Origin of the sequence: Aeromicrobium senzhongii (assembly GCF_014334735.1) — a bacterium.
Lineage (GTDB): Bacteria > Actinomycetota > Actinomycetes > Propionibacteriales > Nocardioidaceae > Aeromicrobium > Aeromicrobium senzhongii.
This window is the reverse complement of record NZ_CP060587.1, coordinates 986,364-1,006,234: the sequence shown is the minus strand read 5'-3', so window position 1 is coordinate 1,006,234 and position 19,871 is coordinate 986,364. Positions and strand designations below refer to the sequence as shown.

At 70.3% G+C, this 19,871-nt stretch carries 18 protein-coding genes and 2 tRNA genes; 5 read left to right on the top strand and 15 right to left on the bottom strand.

Translation table 11 applies throughout. The features are described from left to right. Nucleotides 1–12 precede the first annotated feature (12 nt). Nucleotides 13–654 (bottom strand): FMN-dependent NADH-azoreductase, encoded by a 642-nt coding sequence (locus tag H9L21_RS05120; RefSeq protein ID WP_154595409.1) that lies wholly within the window; start codon nt 652–654, stop codon nt 13–15. Between the two features lie 83 nt (nt 655–737). Between H9L21_RS05120 and H9L21_RS05115 the strand changes: the two genes are divergently transcribed. Further along, entirely contained in the window at nt 738–1,265 is a 528-nt protein-coding gene (locus tag H9L21_RS05115) for a MarR family winged helix-turn-helix transcriptional regulator (protein ID WP_222865859.1), read from the top strand. Between the two features lie 342 nt (nt 1,266–1,607). Here H9L21_RS05115 and H9L21_RS05110 read toward each other — a convergent pair whose 3' ends face one another. The 10 genes from H9L21_RS05110 to H9L21_RS05065 form a co-directional block, all read right to left on the bottom strand. Then, entirely contained in the window at nt 1,608–2,009 is a 402-nt protein-coding gene (locus H9L21_RS05110) for a hypothetical protein (RefSeq protein WP_154595410.1), read from the bottom strand. Between the two features lie 711 nt (nt 2,010–2,720). Next, nucleotides 2,721–2,796 (bottom strand) — tRNA-Glu (locus H9L21_RS05105). Nucleotides 2,797–2,838: 42 nt separating this feature from the next. Further along, nucleotides 2,839–2,910: transfer RNA gene (locus H9L21_RS05100), tRNA-Gln, on the bottom strand. A gap of 97 nt (nt 2,911–3,007) precedes the next feature. Continuing rightward, on the bottom strand, nt 3,008–4,477 hold the full coding sequence (gene gltX / locus H9L21_RS05095) for a glutamate--tRNA ligase (protein WP_154595411.1): 1,470 nt from the start codon (nt 4,475–4,477) through the stop codon (nt 3,008–3,010). Next, nucleotides 4,470–5,249, bottom strand: a complete 780-nt coding sequence (locus H9L21_RS05090; protein WP_154595412.1) for a fumarylacetoacetate hydrolase family protein — start codon at nt 5,247–5,249, stop codon at nt 4,470–4,472. The genes gltX and H9L21_RS05090 overlap by 8 nt, the downstream gene beginning before the upstream one ends. A gap of 64 nt (nt 5,250–5,313) precedes the next feature. Further along, nucleotides 5,314–6,183 (bottom strand): NAD(P)/FAD-dependent oxidoreductase, encoded by an 870-nt coding sequence (locus H9L21_RS05085; RefSeq protein WP_154595413.1) that lies wholly within the window; start codon nt 6,181–6,183, stop codon nt 5,314–5,316. An 82-nt stretch (nt 6,184–6,265) separates the two neighbouring features. Next, nucleotides 6,266–7,021 carry an isoprenyl transferase gene (locus H9L21_RS05080; RefSeq protein ID WP_154595414.1) on the bottom strand — a complete coding sequence of 252 codons (756 nt, stop codon included), beginning with the start codon at nt 7,019–7,021 and terminating at the stop codon, nt 6,266–6,268. After that, nucleotides 7,021–7,749 (bottom strand): DNA repair protein RecO, encoded by a 729-nt coding sequence (gene recO, locus H9L21_RS05075; protein WP_187411812.1) that lies wholly within the window; start codon nt 7,747–7,749, stop codon nt 7,021–7,023. The genes H9L21_RS05080 and recO overlap by 1 nt, the downstream gene beginning before the upstream one ends. A gap of 54 nt (nt 7,750–7,803) precedes the next feature. After that, nucleotides 7,804–9,306, bottom strand: a complete 1,503-nt coding sequence (gene amaB, locus H9L21_RS05070; protein WP_154595416.1) for an L-piperidine-6-carboxylate dehydrogenase — start codon at nt 9,304–9,306, stop codon at nt 7,804–7,806. Beyond that, a complete protein-coding gene (locus tag H9L21_RS05065) occupies nt 9,303–10,382 on the bottom strand; it encodes a saccharopine dehydrogenase family protein (RefSeq protein ID WP_154596262.1) in 1,080 nt (359 codons plus the stop codon). The genes amaB and H9L21_RS05065 overlap by 4 nt, the downstream gene beginning before the upstream one ends. 75 nt (nt 10,383–10,457) lie before the next feature. Between H9L21_RS05065 and H9L21_RS05060 the strand changes: the two genes are divergently transcribed. Continuing rightward, nucleotides 10,458–11,345, top strand: coding sequence for a LysR family transcriptional regulator (locus H9L21_RS05060; protein ID WP_187411811.1), 888 nt, complete (start codon nt 10,458–10,460; stop codon nt 11,343–11,345). 117 nt (nt 11,346–11,462) lie between these two features. Further along, nucleotides 11,463–12,173 (top strand): hypothetical protein, encoded by a 711-nt coding sequence (locus tag H9L21_RS05055; protein ID WP_154595418.1) that lies wholly within the window; start codon nt 11,463–11,465, stop codon nt 12,171–12,173. Nucleotides 12,174–12,236: 63 nt separating this feature from the next. On the opposite strand, the gene leuA is transcribed toward H9L21_RS05055, so the two are convergent. Further along, nucleotides 12,237–13,931 carry a 2-isopropylmalate synthase gene (gene leuA / locus H9L21_RS05050; RefSeq protein WP_154596263.1) on the bottom strand — a complete coding sequence of 565 codons (1,695 nt, stop codon included), beginning with the start codon at nt 13,929–13,931 and terminating at the stop codon, nt 12,237–12,239. 257 nt (nt 13,932–14,188) lie between these two features. Between leuA and H9L21_RS05045 the strand changes: the two genes are divergently transcribed. After that, nucleotides 14,189–15,169 carry a glutathione S-transferase C-terminal domain-containing protein gene (locus H9L21_RS05045; RefSeq protein WP_154595419.1) on the top strand — a complete coding sequence of 327 codons (981 nt, stop codon included), beginning with the start codon at nt 14,189–14,191 and terminating at the stop codon, nt 15,167–15,169. A gap of 1 nt (nt 15,170) precedes the next feature. On the opposite strand, the gene H9L21_RS05040 is transcribed toward H9L21_RS05045, so the two are convergent. From H9L21_RS05040 to H9L21_RS05030, 3 genes are read right to left on the bottom strand one after another with little or no spacing between them, the layout of a single operon-like run. Then, the gene (locus tag H9L21_RS05040) at nt 15,171–17,297 is read right to left on the bottom strand and encodes a transglutaminase TgpA family protein (RefSeq protein WP_154595420.1); all 2,127 of its coding nucleotides are present in this window, start codon (nt 17,295–17,297) and stop codon (nt 15,171–15,173) included. Next, a complete protein-coding gene (locus H9L21_RS05035; RefSeq protein WP_154595421.1) occupies nt 17,294–18,433 on the bottom strand; it encodes a DUF58 domain-containing protein in 1,140 nt (379 codons plus the stop codon). Before H9L21_RS05035 ends, H9L21_RS05040 begins: the two co-directional genes overlap by 4 nt. 2 nt (nt 18,434–18,435) lie before the next feature. Next, nucleotides 18,436–19,350 (bottom strand): AAA family ATPase, encoded by a 915-nt coding sequence (locus H9L21_RS05030; protein ID WP_154595422.1) that lies wholly within the window; start codon nt 19,348–19,350, stop codon nt 18,436–18,438. Nucleotides 19,351–19,419: 69 nt separating this feature from the next. Between H9L21_RS05030 and H9L21_RS05025 the strand changes: the two genes are divergently transcribed. Further along, the gene (locus H9L21_RS05025) at nt 19,420–19,869 is read left to right on the top strand and encodes a flavodoxin family protein (protein WP_154595423.1); all 450 of its coding nucleotides are present in this window, start codon (nt 19,420–19,422) and stop codon (nt 19,867–19,869) included. The last annotated feature ends 2 nt before the right edge of the window (nt 19,870–19,871 follow it).

Here is a 19,871-nt window from a genome sequence, read left to right as displayed (position 1 = left end):
ATCTCCGTTCGGTCAGGCCGCGCGGCGGGCGGCGAGAGCTGCGCCGGCCTCGACCGCCGCCTCTTCTGCGGTCTTGCGCATCTGGGTCGCGGTCTCGGTGAACTCGTCGAGAGCCGGGTTGACACCGACGAGGGTGAACTCGCGCTCGATCACGGTCAGGTCCGCTCCCCAGATGTCGACGAGGATCCGCCGCAGGAAGTCGGTGTTGTGGTCCCAGCCCTCGCGCGGGGTGCCGGGGCCGTAGGCGCCGCCTCGGGTGGTGACCAGGACGGTGGGCTTGCCCTCGAGCAGTCGCGTGCCCTGCGGTCCACCGGCGAGCGCGACGTCGATCCAGGTCTTCGCGTGCTGGGAGATGCCGAAGTTGTACAGCGGCAGCGCCAGCACGACGGCCTGGGCCTCGCGTAGCTCCCCCGCGACCTCCTCGGCGATCGCGAGAGCCTCCCGCTGGTGCTCGCTTCGCTCGTCCTCGGGCGTGAACCCGGCGGCGTGAGCCGTGGCCCAGACGTCGGCGGGCAGCGGGTGCTGGCCCAGATGACGCCGCACGACCGGCACCCCCGGGTGGCTGGCGACGAACTCGTCGACGACGAGATCGGCCAGCGCGCTGCTGGCGGACATCTCGCCCTGGATGCTGGCGTCGACACGGAGCAGGGTCATGGGGTTCTCCTCATTGATTTGAATGTTCAAGTGGAGCCTACGTGCTCTGGCTTGAACATTCAACCCGGGGTACCATCGGAGACGTGTCCACTGAAATCGCCCCCACCACAGCCGCCGCGGACGACGTCCCGTGGCTGTCGGACGAGCAGCAGGACCACTGGCGGGCCTTGATCGACCTGCTCGCGATCCTGCCGCCGGCCCTGGATGCGCAGCTCAAGCGCGACGCCGGGCTGAACTCGTACGAGTACCAGGTGATGACCGCCCTGTCGGAATCGCGCGACCATGAGCTGGGACTGTCCGATCTGGCCACCCGCGCCCGCTGCTCCCTGTCGCGCCTCTCCCACGCGCTCACCCGACTCGAGCGCAACGGCTGGGTCGAGCGCTTCCCTGGCACGGAGCCCGGTGGCCGCCGCATGCGCGCCCGACTGACGGACGACGGCATGACCCAGGTCGAGACCATCGCACCGGGGCACGTGCGCGAGGTGCGCCGGCTCGTGATCGACACGCTCTCCGACGAGCAGTTGGCGGCCCTGGCCGATGCCGCGCGTGCCATCACGGCCGCGGCGTTGGACCCCGACAGCGAGAGCTGCCGCGAGATCGCCGACTGCTGAGCCTCATCGGGGAGTCCCGAGGTCACCGGGCGCTCCGGAACTCCCCGTCTCACCTGAACGCCGGCAAAGAGAAAGGCCCCCGATCCGAGGATCGGGGGCCTTTTCGCTGGTAGCCCCGACGGGATTCGAACCCGCGCTACCGCCTTGAGAGTTCGTTCAAGACGCGTACGAAGGTCATTGAAAAGTGACGTTTGCGCAGGTCAGTCGCACATTCGCACGTCGGACGTCGATGACTGAATCGAGTGATTTCGTGGCCACGTGTGGCCCTAGTGTGGCCCCAGCGCGTTTCGACGCTCAGCTTCAGCGGCTCGAAACGGAACCCTCGGCAGCTCACGGTAGAGGCTAGTCCTGACTCGGATCGATCGCGAAGATCTCAGCCGTGCCCTCCAACACCCCGGGCGGGTACACGTTGGGGACGTTGATGGTCAACCGCGGACCGGACTCATCGATGATGATCGGGTCACCGTCCCTGCGAGTGGTTCCGGCGAACTCCAGGATGTCGAGGTCGAAGTAGGAGATCGCATCACTTTTCGCTTCCGGACGCGCATCGAGCGGCCCGGAAGCGAAGCTCGCGAGGTAGGTTACCGCGCCCGGAAGGCGCACCTCGAAGGTTCGGCCGTCCCACGACGAGTCTCGTACGACCACGGTGGAGCCGTCGTCCGACCACTCGGCGACGCCACCGAGCACGTCGAGCACGTCGTCGACGGAGAAGCCGGAATCTGAGTCCTTGCTTTCAGCCGCCATCAGCGCCCTCCTGTGTATGCGCGTGAGCCCTTGCAGTTGTTAGCTTTCGAGAAGCCGTGGAACGCAGTGATGATACGCCGAGACGTGCGTCCTGTGATCACGTACGAGTACTGCTTGATCTCCTCGTCAACGCTCTTGAAGTAGATCGGCCCACGGAAGCACCACCGCTTTTTTGAACTCTGGTCAGTGATCAGGTCCGGATCGGCGAGTGTCCAGTACATAGACCAGTCAGCGAACGACATCCATGATCGCCCCATCGCGAGGCTTTGGTATTCCTCGACTGCCAGGCGAACGCCAACTCCTGAAGGAGCAGCAAGCCATCGGAGGTCTGGACGAACAGCGCCTCCGGGACTTCGATTGGGTCTAAGGACGAGGTAGGAGACTCATCGAGCAAGTCGACCCGGCACCAGCCCCCTTCACGCCGAAGGTGGCCGTACTCAGGCTCTGGCAGGAACGACCGTGAGTCCGCGTACGTCCAGAACTTCCCATTGAGCCCTGCGAGCACCTCTTCGATAGTTCCCACGCGTCAGTACCTTCCCGGATCTCTGGCGTCAGCCTAGGGGCTTGGTGCAGCGGTAGCTGGAAGTTCTCCCACTCCACGTGCCAGTAGATCCGCGGGATGTGGCCCCAGTGTGGCCCCAGCGCCTTGGCGGGGGAATGAGAAACGGCCCGTGATTCCGATTAAACCTTGGAATCACGGGCCGTTCATGCTGGTAGCCCCGACGGGATTCGAACCCGCGCTACCGCCTTGAGAGGGCGACGTGCTAGGCCGCTACACAACGGGGCCAGCAGTGAGTAACGCTATCAGATTGCTCTGCGAGCGTTCTCGCTGGGGTACTAGGACTCGAACCTAGAATGGCGGTACCAGAAACCGCTGTGTTGCCAATTACACCATACCCCATGGGGGTATCGGATCAGTGCCTCTCGGTACCTCTCCGAACCAAGAGATCACTTTACCGGACACCCTCGCGCGGGCCCAAACCGGGCCCGCGCATCGGTCACAGGACCGCGTCGAGACGCGCCAGAGAAGCCTCGCGTCCCAGCAATTCCATGGACTCGAACAGCGGCGGCGAGATGCGCTTGCCCGTCACCGCGACGCGCACCGGACCGAAGGCCAGGCGCGGCTTCAGCCCGCGCTCCTCGATGAGCGCCTGCCGCAGCGCCGCCTCGATCGACTCGGTGGTCCACTCCCCCACACCCGCGAGCGCCTCACGCGCCGCCTTGGCGACCTCGAGACCGTCCTCGTTGAGCTGCTTCGCCGCGTCGTCGGGATCGACCGTGAAGTCGTCGCCGGCGAACAGGAAGGCGAGCATGTCGGCGGCCTCGGTCAGCAGGTTGCTGCGCTCCTGGACCAGCGGCGCCGCCGCGGTGACGAGGTCGACGTCAACGCCCTGGGGCAGGTACGGCAACAACCGCTGCACGAAGACCTCCGGCGACAGCATGCGCACGTGGTCGCCGTTGATCGCCTCGCACTTCTTGAGGTCGAAGCGCGCGGGGTTCGGGTTGACCCGCTCGATCTCGAAGGCGGCCACCATCTCGTCGAGCGAGAAGATGTCGCGGTCCTCGGCGATCGACCAGCCCAGCAGCGCCAGGTAGTTCAGCAGGCCCTCGGGCAGGAAGCCCTGGTCGCGGTAGCCCAGCAGGTTCGACTCGGGGTCGCGCTTGGACAGCTTCTTGTTGCCCGAGCCCATGACGTACGGCAGGTGGCCGAACCGCGGCGTGAACCCACTGCCCACGCCGATCTCGGCGAACGCCTCGTACAGCGCCATCTGACGCGGCGTGGACGACAGGATGTCCTCCCCGCGCAGCACGTGGGTGATGCCCATGAGCGCGTCGTCGACGGGGTTGGTCAGCGTGTAGAGCGGCTGACCGTTGGCCCGGACGATCACGAAGTCCTGGACGTTCTCGGCGCCGAACGTGATCTCGCCACGCACGAGGTCGTCGAAGGTCCAGTCGCGCTGCGGCATCTTGAACCGGATGACCGGCTGGCGGCCCTCGGCCTCGAAGGCGGCCTGCTGCTCGGGTGTGAGGTCGCGGTGCAGCCCGTCGTACCCACTCGGACGACCGGCGGCGCGGGCGGCGTTGCGGCGCTCCTCCAGCTCCTCGGCGGTGTCGTAGGCCTTGTAGGCGAACCCGGCGTCCATGAGGCGCTGCGCGACGTCGGCGTAGACGTCCATGCGCTGGCTCTGGCGGTACGGGCCGTTGGGGCCGCCGACCTCGACGCCCTCGTCCCAGTCCAGGCCCAGCCACCGCATGACGTCGAGCAGCAGGTCGTACGACTCCTGCGAGTCACGGCTGGCGTCGGTGTCCTCGATGCGGAACACGAACCGGCCGCCGTTGTGGCGGGCGAACGCCCAACTGAACAACGCCGTGCGCGCCATGCCCACGTGCGGGTTGCCCGTCGGGGACGGGCAGAAGCGTGCGACCACGTCGCTGCCGGTCGCGGTCGTCCATCGGGTCTCAGTCATCGGCCACCACCGGGTTGGTCAGGGTGCCCAGGCCGTCGATCGTCACGGCCACGTGGTCGCCGGCCTGCATGGGGCCGACTCCCTCGGGGGTTCCGGTGAGGATGACGTCGCCGGGCAACAGGGTCATGAAGCTGGTCACGTACTGCAGGATCGAGGGAACGTCGAAGACCATGTCCGACGTGTTCCCGTCCTGCTTGGTCTCGCCGTTGAGGGCCGTGCGCACGCGCACGTTCGACGGGTCGAAGTCGGTCTCGATCCACGGGCCCAACGGGCAGAAGGTGTCGAAGCCCTTGGCGCGGGCCCACTGCCCGTCCTTGGACTGCAGGTCACGGGCCGTCACGTCGTTGGCGACCGTGTAGCCGTAGATCACCTTGGGGGCGTCCTCGGCGTTGAGGTTGCGGCAGATCCGGCCGATCACGATGGCCAGCTCGCCCTCGAAGTGCAGGTCCTGCGTCTGCTTGGGGTAGAAGATCGGCTCGCCGGGGCCGATGACGGAGGTGTTGGGCTTGAGGAAGATCAGCGGCTCCTGCGGCACCTCACCACCCATCTCGGCGGCGTGCGCCACGTAGTTCTTGCCGACGCAGACGACCTTGCTGCGCGGGATGACGGGCGCCAGCAGGCGCACGTCCTCCAACGGCAGCTTCTCGCCGGTCAGCTCCAGTGGAGCGTAGAGGGGGTCTCCCTTGAGAGGAGCGATGATCGGTGTGTCGCCATCGGTTCCGACGACCCCGTAACGGGGGTCGTCGTCGCCGGCGAATCGGGCCACGCGCATGGCCTCCACACTACCGAGCGTCGGCGGCACCGCCCGACGCGACCGCCTCGACCGTCAGGAAGCGTCAGTCGCCGGTGAACGGGTTCGACTCGGTCTCGGCACCCGGATCGGCGAGGTACCGCACCGCGCTCGCTCCGGCGGCCTGGCCCGCTGCCGCGGCGGCGAGAATCGAGGGCATCGGCACGGGCAGTTCCTCGACGTGGGCGAGGTCGCCGGCGGCGAACACCCGGGGGTGGCTCGTCCGGTTCAGCACGTCGACCCGGACACAGCCCGAGGGCAGGATGTCCAGCCCCAGCTGGTCGGCGAAAGGAGCGGCCTGCGACGTGCTGGGGTGCAGGAAGAGTCCTGCCAGCTCGACCGCGTCACCGTCGGCGCGGTGGGCGAGCAGCCCTTTCTCGGTCTGCTCGACCTTGGCGAGGTCGTCGTGCCCGAAGGTGATGACCTCCGAGCCGATGGGAGCGAGCATCGCCGCCAGCTGATCAACGTGCGGCCCGTCGCCCAGGATCCCGATCGGGCGGTCCGCGTACTCGTGGCCGTGGCAGAACGGGCAGCTCGCGACCTCCGCGCCCCAGGCCTCGGCCAGGCCCGGGACGTCGGGCAGCTCGTCGCTCATCCCGGTCGCGAGGACGACCGTGCGCGCCTCGATGGACCCCGCGTCGGACTCGGCGACCAACCCGTCGTCGGTCTCTCGGAGTGTGGCCACGGTCCCCTCGCGCAGCTCGACCGTCGTGTACTTGGCGAGGTCCTCGCGAGCGAGCCGGCGCAACTCGTCGGGGGCACGACCGTCGTGGGTCACGAAGTTGTGGGCGTACTCGACCGCACCGTTGCGGTACCGCCCCGAGTCGATCAGCACCACGCTGCGGCGCATGCGCCCCAGGGTCAGGGCAGCCTGCAGGCCGGCCGGTCCCCCGCCGATCACCAGTGCGTCGAACATGTGTGTCCCTCCGTCTGCGTCAGCACGACCGGAGGTACCCACTCGAGACCCGATCAACCGGGACCCGCTGGACGATGTCGGCTCAGGCCGAGCCGTAGCGCCGCTGGCGGGTGGCGTACTCCTCGACGGCCGCCCACAGGGCACGCCGGTCGACGTCGGGCCAGGCGATGTCGCTGAAGACGAGCTCGGCGTAGGCCGACTGCCACGGCAGGAAGTTGCTCGTGCGCTGCTCACCCGAGGTGCGCCAGAACAGGTCGACGTCGGGCATCCACGGCTCGTCGAGGTACCGCGCGAACGTGGCCTCGGTGATCTTGTCGGGGTTGACGCGGCCGGCCTTCACGTCGCGCGCCAGGGCGGCCGCCGCGTCCGCGATCTCGGCGCGGCCGCCGTAGTTGACGCACATCGTCAGGGTGCAGACGGTGTTGTCCTTCGTCAGCTCCTCGGCGGCCTCGAGCTCGCGGATGACGCTGCGCCACAGTCGCGGCCGGCGGCCCGCCCAGCGGACGCGGACGCCGAGCTCGTGCATCTCGTCGCGGCGCCGGCGGATGACGTCGCGGTTGAAGCCCATGAGGAACTTCACCTCTTCGGGCGAGCGCTTCCAGTTCTCGGTGCTGAAGGCGTAGGCACTGACGGCCTTGACGCCCACCTCGATGGCGCCTTCGACGACGTCGAACAGCGCTGCCTCGCCGGCCTTGTGGCCCTCGGTGCGCGGCAGGCAGCGCTCCTTGGCCCACCGGCCGTTGCCGTCCATGACGATCGCGACGTGCTGGGGCACCTGCTCGGGGGCGAGGCGCGGGGCGGTGGCACCCGAGGGGTGCGGTGTGGGGGGTCGGGGCATCAGCGATCCACGTGAGCCAGGGAGCGCAGTCCGCGCTCGAGGTGCCAGGACAGGTAGTTGGCGACGATGCTGCCGGCCTCGCGCCGGGTGCGGTCGTCGGCCAGGGCGACCGAGTTCCAGTCACCCACGAGCAGGGCCGCCAGCAGGGCGACCGTCGTGGCCGCCGGGACGGAGGAACCGGGCACGCGGCAGGCGTCGCACAGCATCCCGCCCGAGCCGGCGTGGAAGTGGCGGTGCGGCCCCTCCAGCCCGCACCGGGCGCACCCGTCGAACGAGGGGGCGTAGCCGGCGATCGCCAGCGAGCGCAGCTGGAAGGAGTCCAGCAGGACGCCCGGGGGCTGGCGGTGCTCGGTCAGGGCGCGCAGGGCGCCGACGAGCAGCTGGTACTGGGGCACCGACGGCTCGGCCGTGTCGGACACGAGCCGCTCGGCCGTCTCGAGCATGGCGGTGCCGGCGGTGTAGGCGCCGTAGTCCTCGCCGAGATGGGAGGCGAAGGGATCGATCGTGACGACCTGGGCCACGATGTCGAGCGTGCGTCCCTCGACGAACTGGACGTCGACGTGCATGAAGGGCTCGAGCCGGCCACCGAAGCGACTGGACGTCTTGCGGACGCCCCGGCCCACGGCCCGGACGACCCCGCGGCCGCGCGTGAGCATCGTGACGATGCGGTCGGCCTCGCCCAGCTTCTGGGTGCGCAGGACGACACCGGTGTCGCGATAGGTGCCCACCGTCCCATTCTGCCCCAGCGCACCGTCCCTTCTCGGGACGGCACCCCGCCGGGGTCAGCCGAAGTCGACGCCCTGGGCCAGCGGCAGCTCGGTCGAGTAGTTGATCGTGTTGGTCGCCCGGCGCATGTAGTTGCGCCACGCGTCCGATCCGGACTCGCGCCCGCCGCCGGTCTCCTTCTCGCCACCGAAGGCGCCGCCGATCTCAGCACCCGAGGTGCCGATGTTGACGTTGGCGATGCCACAGTCCGAGCCGGTCGCCGAGACGAACAGCTCGGCCTCGCGGACGTCCATCGTGAAGATCGCGCTGGACAGGCCCTGGGAGACGCCGTTGTGCAGCGCGATGGCCTCGTCGAGGTCGCGGTAGGTCAGCACGTACAGCACGGGCGCGAAGGTCTCGGCCTTGACGATGTCGGTCTGGGCGGGCATGTCGACGATCGCCGGGTGCACGTAGTGGCCGCCCTCGACCCCGTCGGCCTGCGTGCCACCGGTCAGGACCGTGCCGCCGTCCGAACGGGCCTGGTCGATCGCCTTCTCGAAGCCCGACGCCGCGGAGGCGTCGATCAGCGGGCCCACGAGCGTGCCGCCGTCCAGGGGCGAGCCGATCGGCAGCGTCTCGTAGGCCGCCACGAGGCGGGCGACGAGGTCGTCCTTGATCGACTCGTGGACGATGACGCGGCGCAACGACGTGCAGCGCTGTCCGGCGGTGCCGACGGCGGAGAACACGATGCCGCGGACGGCCAGGTCCAGGTCGGCGCTGGGCGCGATGATGGCCGCGTTGTTGCCACCGAGCTCGAGCAGGGTCCGGCCGAGTCGGGCGGCGACGCGCGGCGCGACCTCCTTGCCCATGCGGGTCGATCCGGTCGCCGAGACGAGCGGCACGCGCGGGTCGTCGACCAGGGCCTCGCCGACCTCACGGGCACCCACGACGACCTGGAGCAGGTCCTCGGGCGCGCCCGTGCGGCGTGCGGCCTCGGCGGCGATCGCCTGGCACGCGAGAGCCGTCAGCACCGTCTTCTCGGACGGCTTCCACACGACGCTGTCGCCGCACACGAACGCCAGCGCGGCGTTCCACGACCACACGGCGACCGGGAAGTTGAACGCGCTGATGACACCCACGACCCCCAGCGGGTGCCACTGCTCCATCATGCGGTGGCCGGGACGCTCGCTGGCGATCGTGAGACCGTGCAGCTGGCGCGACAGTCCGACCGCGAGGTCGCAGATGTCGATCATCTCCTGGACCTCGCCCTGGCCCTCCGAGACGATCTTGCCCGCCTCGATCGTGACGAGGGCGCCGAGATCGTCCTTGTGCTCACGCAGCAGCTCACCCAGCTCGCGGACGAACGCGCCGCGCGCCGGCGCGGGCACGGTGCGCCACTGCTCGAAGGCGGCCTGCGCCGCCCCCACCTTGTCGGCGACGGAGGCGGCGGTGTCAGCGGTCAGCCGGCCCAGCTCGGAGCCGTCGATCGGCGTGCAGCAGACGATCTCGCCGTCGCCGCTGAACCCGACCGGGGCGCCGATCCGCTCGAAGATCTCGGTGACGTGCTCAGTGATGCTCATGCATCGACCTTTCCATGGGTCTCGAAGAGTCGGCCGGAGTGTGTGCCCAGCAGGTCGTCCAGCGAGATGTCCTCCTGGCGGACGAAGCCACTCGCGGGGAGCCGGCCACCCGCCACGAGCTCGACGACGGCGACCGCGCTGGCCGCGGTGGTCCAGCTGATCGCGCGCCACGTCTGGCCGTCGATGTCGATCGGCCGGTACGCGCGGACGTGGTTGCGACGGAACGGCTGACCCTCGCAGACCCCCTCGACGGCGGCGTGCAGGTAGACGACGTCGTCGTTGACGGGCGGCTTCGCGTCGACGAGGATCCGGCCCACCAGCTCGCGCTCGTCCCGCAGGTTCAGCTCCTCGAACAGGAACTGCATCTGGCGGAAGTGGCCCGGGTACCGCATCGTCTTGTAGTCGAGGCGCTGGACGCGGCCCTCGTAGGTCTGGCACATCGTGCCCAGGCCGCCGGACGTCAGCGCCGCCTCGAGCTCGATGCCACCGATGAGGACGCGCTCCGTCTCGGTCATGGCCGGGACCATCCGCCGTTCGCCGGCGCGCACGACCTCGCAGTCGTTGAGGTACTCGTTGACGACGCCCTCGGCCGACCAGTTGAAGGAGTAGCCCAGCAGCCCGGTGGGGTTCTGCGGCAGTGCGCCGACCTTGAGCTCGATGCTGCGGATCGAGTCGAACGTCGCCGCCAGACTGGCGCCGACGATCCCGATGAGTCCGGGCGCCAGTCCGCACTGCGGCACGAAGGCGCTCTCGGCCCGGTCCTTCGCCAGCTCGATGACGCGGTTCGTGGTCGGGACGTCCTCGGTGAGGTCGAAGTAGTGCGCGCCGGTGTCGTGCGCGGCCTCGGCCACGGCGATGTTCAGGTGGTACGGCAGGCACGACACGACCGCGTCGACCCGGCCGAGGGACTCGCGCAGGGCGTCCGCGTCGGTCACGTCCAGCACGCTGGTCCGCAACGACGGGATCTCACGCTCACGGGAGTCGAATCCCACGACCTCGAAACCCGCGCGGGCGAGCAGGTGCGCGACCAGCTCCCCCACCTTGCCCAGGCCGAACACGGCGACGCTCTCGATCATCACGGTTCCATCGTCCTGCCTGATGGGGCACACTGTCCACCATAAGTTGTGCTTATGCCTCAAGGAGGTCTCGTCGTGAAGGACCTGCCCGATCCGACGCGCCTGCGGCTGCTGGTCGACGTGGCCCACCACGGGTCCATCGCCGGTGCCGCGAGGTCGAACGCGATCACCGCGTCGGCGGTCTCGCAGCAACTCACGACCCTCGAGCGCGAGTGCGGCGTGCCCCTGCTCGAACGACTCCCCCGCGGCGTGGCACTGACGGCCGCCGGCGAGGTCCTGGCCGAGCGCGGCCGTGCCCTGGTCCGCCTGCTGGAGGCCGCGCGCGGCGACATCGACGGGTTCGACGACCTGCTCGTCGGCCGGGTGCGCATCGGGACCATCGCCTCGGCGGCGCAGGCCCTCATCCTGCCCGCGCTCGCCCGGCTCGGCACCGAGCACCCGGGCATCGACACGACCGTCACGGTGGCCGAGCCCCAGTCCAGCCTGGCCGCCCTGCACGAGGGTCGCATCGAGCTGGCTCTCGTCGACGTCTACGAGCACGCCCCCATGGCGCTCCCGTCGCGAGTCACGTCCACCACCGTCCACCGCGAGCCCCTCGTGCTGATCGGCCGCGAGCCGTTCGCGGTGGGCACCACGCTGGCCGACCTCGCGGACGAGCGCTGGGTCATGCCGCCCGCGGAGGCCGCGTGCGGACAGGCTGTCCGCTATGCCTGCCGTCAGGCGGGATTCGAGCCGCAGGTGCGCTGGGAGACCGACGACCTGCAGCTGCTGTCGCAGGCCGTCGCCGCCGGGCAGGGCGTCACGATGCTCCCGCGGCTGGCGATCGACGTCGACCGGCCCGGCCTGCACGTCGCCGTGCCCGCGGGCGGGCGCCTGGGCCGTGAGATCCGCGCCGTCGTCCGCTCGGGCGAGCGCGACCGCCCCCTGCTGCGCGCGGTGACCGACGCACTGCGGCTGGACTGACCGGCCCTCATCCCCCGGCCCTCGATGTGGCGTGCGCCACAGCAAAACGGAGGCAATTTCGGTGCACCACGGGTAACTTGAGACACACTGTCACCAACATTCACAGGGGGAAATACCGTGCACACCGCTCGACCGATCAAGGCCGCCTTCGCCGCCGCCGCCACCACCGCACTGCTCACGCTGAGCGCCTGCGGCGGCTCCGACGACGAGCCCGCCAAGGAGGAGACGACCTCCGCCGCGTCCGAGGCGCCGTCCCAGGAGCCCTCCGCGTCCGCCGACGCCGAGGCCGCGTCGGGCGACCAGCCCGACTGGGCGAACCCGGTGGTCACGAAGGGCGACAAGATCTCGAGCTTCGAGGCCGGCGACATCACGGTCGACGTCTACCAGGTCGGCACCGCGCCGGCGCCCAAGCAGGGCATGTGGGTCGACCCCAAGACGAACAAGCCGCTGATCGCCAAGGGCGACCCGATCGTGTTCGTCAACTACGTCGTCACCAACAAGGGCGACGCCGTCGACCTGGGCGCGTCCCTGGTCAGCATCTCGCCGCGCTACGAGGACTGGCAGTACGCCCAGGGCATGGGCGGCATCACCGACTTCGCGCTCTACGAGGCGCAGGGCATCAACAGCGCCGCCATCAAGCCCGGCGGATTCCAGGAGTCGGGCGTCTACACCCTCGGCGCGGGCCAGCAGTACTCCTACGGCGAGAACTTCCACCACCAGGCGGGCTCGAAGATCACCTTCCAGGCGCGCGTCGTCCCGGTGGACGCCGAGGGTGAGCTGATCCACGACAAGGGCATCGAGGGCGAGGGCACCGGCACCATCAAGTGACCTGCCCCGTGGACAGACCACCGGCCCGCCAGCGCTGCTGGCGGGCCGGTGGTCCGTCGGGACTCAGTGGGTGGGGATCGTCGTGGCCTCGGCCCGGTTCGCGGCGCACACGACGGCGTGCAGCGAGGCGGTGACGATGTTCTCGTGGATGCCCACGCCCCACACGACCTCGCCGGCGATCTCGCACTCGACGTACGCGGCGGCCTTCGCGTCGCCGCCGGAGCTGAGAGCGTGCTCGCTGTAGTCCAGCACCCGGATGTCGGCGCCGGCCTGGCGCATGCCGTCGACGAACGCCGCCACGGGCCCGTTGCCCTCGCCCTTGAAGGAGCGCTCCTCCCCGCGGACGACGAGGTCGACGACCTGCTCGTCGTTGCCGTCCTCACTCGTGACCGAGCTGTACCGCGTCAGCGCGTACGGCTCGTCGCGCTCCAGGTACTCGCGCGTGAACGCGCCCCAGATCTCCTCGGGCTGGATCTCGCCGGCCTCACCCTCGCTCATCGACTGGATGGCGCGGCTGAACTCGATCTGCAGGCGGCGCGGCAGGTCCAGCTGGTGCTCGGACTTCATGATGTACGCGACCCCGCCCTTGCCGGACTGGCTGTTGACGCGGATGACGGCCTCGTACGTGCGGCCCACGTCGTGCGGGTCGATCGGCAGGTAGGGCGCCTCCCAGGTCATCTCCGAGACCGGCACGCCCTGCTCGGCGGCGCGGCGGTCGAGGTCCTCCAGACCCTTCTTGATCGCGTCCTGGTGCGAGCCGCTGAACGCCGTGTAGACCAGGTCGCCGGCGTACGGGTGGCGCGGGTGCACGGGCAGGTTGGTGCAGTACTCGACCGTGCGACGGACCTCGTCGATGTCGGAGAAGTCGATCTGCGGGTCGATCCCCTGGCTGAACAGGTTCATGCCCAGCGTGACCAGGTCGACGTTGCCGGTGCGCTCGCCGTGGCCGAACAGGCAGCCCTCGACGCGGTCGGCGCCGGCCATCATCGCCAGCTCGGTGGCGGCGACGGCCGTGCCCCGGTCGTTGTGCGGGTGCAGCGAGATCGCGACCGCGTCCCGGCGGCTGATGTTGCGACCGAACCACTCGATCTGGTCGGCGTACGTGTTCGGGGTGGCCATCTCGACGGTGGCGGGCAGGTTGAGGATGATCTCGCGGTCCCCCTCGGGCTGCCACACGTCCATGACGGCCTCGCAGACCTCGAGGCTGAAGTCCAGCTCGGCGGAGGTGAAGATCTCGGGGCTGTACTGGTAGCCGAACGCGGTGTCGCCCAGCAGCTGCTCGGCGTACTTCATCACCAGCTCGGTGCCGCGCGTGGCGATGGCGCGGCACTCGTCACGGTTCACGTCGAACACGACGCGGCGGAACAGCGGCGCGACGGCGTTGTACAGGTGGACGTTGGCACGCGGCACCCCGACCAGCGACTCGACGGTGCGCTCGATCAGGTCCTCGCGGGCCTGGGTCAGGACCGAGATCGTGACGTCCTCGGGCACCGCGTCGCCCTCGATCAGCGAGCGGACGAAGTCGAAGTCGGTCTGGCTGGCCGACGGGAAGCCGACCTCGATCTCCTTGTAGCCCATGCGCACGAGCAGGTCGAACATGCGGCGCTTGCGGGCGGGGGTCATCGGGTCGATCAGGGCCTGGTTGCCATCGCGCAGGTCGGTGGAGAGCCACCGGGGCGCCTGGGTGATCTGCTGGCTCGGCCACGTGCGGTCCGGCAGGTCGACGGGAGTGAACGGCTGGTAGCGCCCGAACGGCATCGGTGAGGGCTGCTGGGGCGAGACGGGGTTGTTCTTCACGGAAGGATCTTTCCTCGGGGGCTCGACGTCGAGCGGTGGTCAGCGGTCGGAAACGCCGAACTCCGCGCCGAGGGGTCCGACCTTCAGTGGACCTCGGCGCGGCGACGAAGGAGCCCGCGGAGCAGGCTCGACTCGAGAAGATTCACGATCCGCATGATGGCGTCAGCGTATCACCGGCGTTCGGGGCGCGGTCCGGGCTCGGTGGCTAGGGTCGAAGCATGGCCGACGACTCCCCCCTCTCCACGTCCGGTTCGTACGTCAAGGCCGGCGCCGCCTTCGACCGCGACATGAACTACATCCCCGACCGGATCACCCGCACGGGCGGAGCGCCGGTCGACGACCGGGCCGGTACCGGCAAGCCGCCCGTCGCCGACGCGCCCACCTGGCCCGTCGAGCCCGGCCGCTACCGCCTCATCGCAGCCAAGGCCTGCCCCTGGGCGACCCGCGCGCTCATCGTCCGGGACCTGCTGGGCCTGCAGGACGCCATCAGCGTCGGCCTGCCAGGCCCCACGCACGACGCCCGCAGCTGGACGTTCGACCTCGACCCCGGCGGCGTCGACCCGGTGCTGGGCATCGAGCGCCTGCAGGACGCGTACTTCGCCCGCTACCCCGACTACCCGCGCGGCATCACGGTCCCGGCGATCGTCGAGGTCGCCACCGGCGCGGTCGTCACGAACGACTTCCCCTGGATCACCCACGACCTGTTCTTCGAGTGGCGCGACCTGCACGCGCCGGACGCCCCGGACCTGTGGCCCGCCGACGTCCGCGACGAGATGGAGGACGTGATGCTGCGCGTCTTCACCGAGGTCAACAACGGCGTCTACCGCTGCGGGTTCGCCGGCTCCCAGGAGGCCTACGACGCCGCCTACGAGCGGCTGTGGACGGCGATGGACTGGCTCGAGGAGCGGCTGGCCGACCGCCGCTACCTCATGGGCGAGCAGATCACCGAGGCCGACGTCCGCCTCTTCACGACCCTCGCGCGCTTCGACGCGGTCTACCACGGCCACTTCAAGTGCAATCGGAACCAGCTGATCGACCTGCCGAACCTGTGGCGCTACGCCCGCGACCTGTACCACCAGCCGGCGTTCGGCCAGAACACCGACTTCGAGCAGATCAAGCAGCACTACTACGTCGTGCAGACCGACATCAACCCCACGCAGATCGTGCCCCGCGGGCCCGACCTGTCCGTCTGGGACTGACTCAGCGCAGCAGCGACCGCGGGGCGATCCGGGCCAGCCACCGGGCCCGGCGCCCGCGGGACGCCTGCAGCGACTCGACGACCTGCTGCGCCTCCCCCACGTGCGACCTCGTCGTGACGGTGCCGGCGTAGCGGTCCTGCTCGACCGCGCTCACGACCCGGTCCATGGCCGTCACGTCCACCCCGTACGTGCCCAACCGGCGGGCGAACCCGCGCGGCGTCTCGGCCGGGTCGGGGTCGATGCCCAGATCGCGCGCCGTGTCGGCGATCTCGCTCCACAGCGGCTCGCTGGCCGACTGCCCGGCGGTCCAGCGGCGGCGCCGGCGCACCTGGCGGACGACGGCGGGCACGGCGCCCAGGACGGCCAGCACCACGATCGCCACGAGCGCCGGCCTCCACGAGGCCGCCGGCGCCTCCTCGGCCTGTGCCGTGGTGTCATCGTCACCCGGATCGAGGCTCTGCTCCGAGCCGCCGCTGCTCTCGGGCACCTCGGCGTCCGAGCCCGGTGCGTCCTGCGGCTGGGTCTCCTCGGCGAACTCGGTCGCGTCACCGACGCCCGGGGTGGCGTCGAACCCGATCCAGCCGATGCCGGGGAAGTACGCCTCGGTCCACGCGTGCAGGTCGTCGGAGTCGACGCCGTAGGTCGTGCCCTCGGTCGTGCGACTCAGCAGGTTGTCACCCGGGGCGTAGCCCACCGCGACCCGCGTCGGCACCCCGACGACGCGGCCCATGACGGCCAGCGTGGAGGCGAAGTGGACGCAGTAGCCCGACTTCTTGCGCAGGAACTCCTCCATCACGTCCAGGCCGTTGCCGTCGTACCCGTCCTCGACGGGAGACTCCACCGAGTACGAGAAGTCCCCACGGAGCCAGTCCTGCAATGCGACCATCCGGTCGTAGTCGGTGCGTGCGTTCGCTGACCTCGCCCGCGCGAGACGGTCGACGGTGTCGGGCACCGCCCGCGGCAGGGTGCGGTAGACGTCCAGGCTCGGTCCGGCCGGACCCGCCGCCCGGACCTGCTCGGCCGTCGGCTGGCGGTCGACGCTGCTGACCGTGTACCGCTGGTCCTCGGTGGTCGTGCGGCCCTCGCCGCGGACGGTACTGCCGTCGCGGAGCCACCGCCACTGCCCCTCGAGCCCGCGCACCCGCGTGGCCGGGTACGGCACCGGCAGCAGGTTCGAGCGGAGGCTGTCGATGCGGACCCGCGTCGAGATCTCGCGGGTCTCGACGTCCTCGGCCAGGTCGTCGATCCCCTCGATGTCGGCGTCGCCCAGCACGGGGCTCGGACCCCACGTGCGGCCGGTGAACTGACGCAAGGTCGCGACCTTGAGGTACTGCCCCTCGCCGGCGTCGGAGGTGTACGTCAGCACGCGCCGCGCCTTCGACTGCCGCAGGTTCTGTCCGAGCTCGATCATCGGGTTGATGCCCGCACCGAAGACCTCGCTCTCGGTCACGCCGAAGTCGCTCGAGGTGGGCTCGATGTCCGGGCCGAGCACGGGCAGGGCCAGCGCGACCAGGAGCGCACCGGCACCGGTGAGAGCGGCGGCGCGCGTGGGCAGGTGACCGACGTGCGGCGACTCCGACCACCACAGCCACAGCCAGGCCGCGGCCACGCCCAGGAACACCGGCCACTGCGGCATCTGCATCGAGATGACACTGGGGACGACCAGCATCGTCGTCCACAACAGGCCCAGCAGCGGCACGCGCCACGTCTGCCGTGCGACGGCGTCGGCCAGGACGAAGGTGACGAGGAAGGTCGCCGCGAGCAGCAGCACGATCGAGTCCGGCGGCGCGATGGGCGCGACCTCCTCGAGGATCACCGAACGCGATCGGCCCAGGAGGCCGCCCAGGGCGGTGAACGACCGCGGGGTCGGCAGGCCGAAGGCGGTCGTGCCCGGGACGAACACCCAGACCAGCATCAGCGCACCGGTCAGGGCCGCCACCGGCGTGCCCCACGCGGGCCCGCGCAACCGGACGAGGGCCGTGACGGCTGCGACCGGCACCAGGACCGCGAGCACCGTGACCGCCCAGCGGTACCCGTCCAGCAGCGGCGCGAATCCGGCCAGCAACACCGCCGAGGCCACCAGGACGACGATCGTGTCGCCGAACTCGTCCACGCGTGACCGACTCATCGCGAGGTCACCCCCATCGCGGTCTCCCACGTCGCGGCGAGGTCGTCGCCGGAGTCGCGGACGACGACGTGCCAGCCGGCGGCGACCAGCACCGAGCGGGCCTCGGCCGTGGTGGAGCGGGCGACGAAGGCGATCGTGTCGCGCGACGGGACCGCCGCGACGAGTCGGGTGGCGGCCGCGCTGTCGAGCGCTCCGCTCAGGACGATGGTGGTGCGCTCGCGGCTCGGGACGATCAGGGGCGCGGTGTCCGGCTCGGCCAGGGCCAGGGTCACGAGGGCGTCCTGCACCCCGTGACCGGACTCCAGCGAGACCAGGGACGGGCCGCAGGCCAGGTCGACGTCGAAGCCGCGCTCGCCGTAGTGCGCCACGACCGAGGCCGCCGCCGAGACGCTCCACTCGAAGCCCGCGTGGTCGTGCACCCGCGGATCCGCGTCGAGGACGACCAGCATCGTGGGCCGCATCTGCGACTCCTCCTGGCGGACCATGGGCTCGCCGTGGTGCGCCGTGGCCTTCCAGTGCCACCGCTTGAGGGCGTCGCCCGGCAGGTAGGGCCGCGCGATGACGTCGTCCTGGCCCAGGCCCGAGGTCGCGCGCAGGCGGGTCGTCCCCTCCGTGGTGCCGGCCGGACCGCCCCGGACGTCCAGGGCCCGGCGCCTGGGCAGGACCACGAACCGGTCGCGCTCCCCCGCACTCAGCGATCGCTCGACCAGGCCGAACGCGTCACCGACCACCACCGAGAACGGACCGACCTCGTGGCTGCCCCGGCGTCGCCCGCGCACTTCGTACGCGATCCGGACCCGGGACCCCTGCGCGACCGGGACGGTTCCGGTGGCCGTGCCCAGGACCGTGCTCGGCACCCGGTCGCGCCACCGGCCGGTCACGACGGGGACGCCCGAGCGCACCGCCAGGTCCACCACGACCTCGACCGGCTCGTCGGGCTCGACGATGGCGGGCTCGATCGTGCGCCTGACCTCGAGCCGGGGACGGGCCAGCACCGCCAGCAGCAGCGCCACCACCACGAGCCCGGCGCACAGGCCGGTGACGTAGAGCAGGGCGGGGATCCCGGCCAGGAACGCCAGCGACAGACTCAGCGCCGCGGTGGCGATGAGGGCGACGGACCGACCGGTGAGCCACATCGTCAGACCGGGACCCGGCGCAGCACGTCCGCGACGACCTCATCGGTCGAGCCGCCTCCGCGCAGGGGGACCAGGCGGTGGGCCAGGACCAGTGGGGCCAGCTCGGCGACGTCGTCCGGCAGCACGAACTCGCGATCGCGCAGGGCCGCGAGGGCCTTGGCGGCCCGGACCAGCTGCAGCGTCGCGCGCGGGCTGGCGCCGAGCCGCAGGTCGCCGGACTCGCGGGTGGCTCGAGCCAACGCGACGATGTAGCGCTCGACCGACTCGGCGACGTGGACCGCGCGGACGTGGATGATCATCTGCTGCAGGTCGTCGGCCATCACGACCGGCTGGAGCAGGGCGGCCGGATCGCTCAGGTCGCGGTCGCGCAGCATCGCCAACTCGGCGTCGGCGTCGGGGTAGCCCAAGGAGATCCGGGCCATGAACCGGTCGCGCTGGGCCTCGGGCAGCAGGTAGGTGCCCTCCATCTCGAACGGGTTCTGGGTGGCCACGACCATGAACGGCGCCGGCAGCGGGTACGTCGTGCCATCGACCGAGACCTGGCGCTCCTCCATCGCCTCGAGCAGCGCGGACTGGGTCTTGGGCGAGGCCCGGTTGATCTCGTCGCCGATCACGATGTTGGCGAAGACGGAGCCGGGCTTGAACTCGAACTCGGACACCGCCTGGTTGAAAACCGAGACTCCGGTGACGTCCGAGGGCAGCAGGTCGGGGGTGAACTGGATGCGGCGCACGGAGCAGTCGACCGAGCGGGCCAGGGCACGCGCGAGGGCCGTCTTGCCCACCCCGGGGACGTCCTCGATCAGCAGATGTCCCTCGGCCAGCATCACGACGAGAGCTGTCTCGATGGCGTGCTGCTTGCCATCGATGACCGTGGCGACGTTGTCGAGAACGGACTGTGCTGCTGCGGCGAAGTCCATGCGCTGATCGTAGGCACACCGAGCAACGTCGGGCACGTCGTCGACAAAGTCCGGCGATACGGTGGCGCCATGGCTCGCCTCCTCGTCGTCCAGCACTGCCCGACCCCGCGCCTGTCCCTGATCGGCGACGCGGTGCTGGCCGGGGCCCGCGACGACGCCATCGAAGGCGTCGAGGTCGTCGTGCGGCCCGCCCTCGAGGCGACGGTCGAGGACGTGCTCGCGGCCGACGGCTATCTGCTGGGCACGAGCGCGAACCTGGGCTATCTCTCGGGTGCGCTCAAGCACTTCTTCGACACCGTCTACGACGACGTGCGCGAGCCCACCGCCAAGCGGCCGTTCTCGTACTGGATCCGGGGCGGTTACGACACGACCGGCGCCGAGCGCGCCATGGAGTCGATCACGACGGGCCTGCAGTGGACGCCGGCGGCCAGCCCTCTGGTCTTCACCGGGGACGTGGAGCCGCACCTGGCCGCAGCGACCGAGCTGGGCGGCACGCTGGCCGCGCTGCTGATGGACTGAGG

Coding starts and splice junctions, on each gene's coding strand:
- H9L21_RS05025 (WP_154595423.1), top strand. CDS start 19,420: ATGGCTCGCCTCCTCGTCGTCCAGCACTGCCCGACCCCGCGCCTGTCC.
- H9L21_RS05090 (WP_154595412.1), bottom strand. CDS start 5,249: ATGCGCGTGGCCCGATTCGCCGGCGACGACGACCCCCGTTACGGGGTC.
- H9L21_RS05035 (WP_154595421.1), bottom strand. CDS start 18,433: ATGTGGCTCACCGGTCGGTCCGTCGCCCTCATCGCCACCGCGGCGCTG.
- H9L21_RS05040 (WP_154595420.1), bottom strand. CDS start 17,297: ATGAGTCGGTCACGCGTGGACGAGTTCGGCGACACGATCGTCGTCCTG.
- H9L21_RS05030 (WP_154595422.1), bottom strand. CDS start 19,350: ATGGACTTCGCCGCAGCAGCACAGTCCGTTCTCGACAACGTCGCCACG.
- leuA (WP_154596263.1), bottom strand. CDS start 13,931: ATGCCGTTCGGGCGCTACCAGCCGTTCACTCCCGTCGACCTGCCGGAC.
- H9L21_RS05045 (WP_154595419.1), top strand. CDS start 14,189: ATGGCCGACGACTCCCCCCTCTCCACGTCCGGTTCGTACGTCAAGGCC.
- H9L21_RS05080 (WP_154595414.1), bottom strand. CDS start 7,021: ATGCCCCGACCCCCCACACCGCACCCCTCGGGTGCCACCGCCCCGCGC.
- H9L21_RS05120 (WP_154595409.1), bottom strand. CDS start 654: ATGACCCTGCTCCGTGTCGACGCCAGCATCCAGGGCGAGATGTCCGCC.
- H9L21_RS05110 (WP_154595410.1), bottom strand. CDS start 2,009: ATGGCGGCTGAAAGCAAGGACTCAGATTCCGGCTTCTCCGTCGACGAC.
- amaB (WP_154595416.1), bottom strand. CDS start 9,306: ATGAGCATCACTGAGCACGTCACCGAGATCTTCGAGCGGATCGGCGCC.
- gltX (WP_154595411.1), bottom strand. CDS start 4,477: ATGACTGAGACCCGATGGACGACCGCGACCGGCAGCGACGTGGTCGCA.
- H9L21_RS05065 (WP_154596262.1), bottom strand. CDS start 10,382: ATGATCGAGAGCGTCGCCGTGTTCGGCCTGGGCAAGGTGGGGGAGCTG.
- H9L21_RS05085 (WP_154595413.1), bottom strand. CDS start 6,183: ATGTTCGACGCACTGGTGATCGGCGGGGGACCGGCCGGCCTGCAGGCT.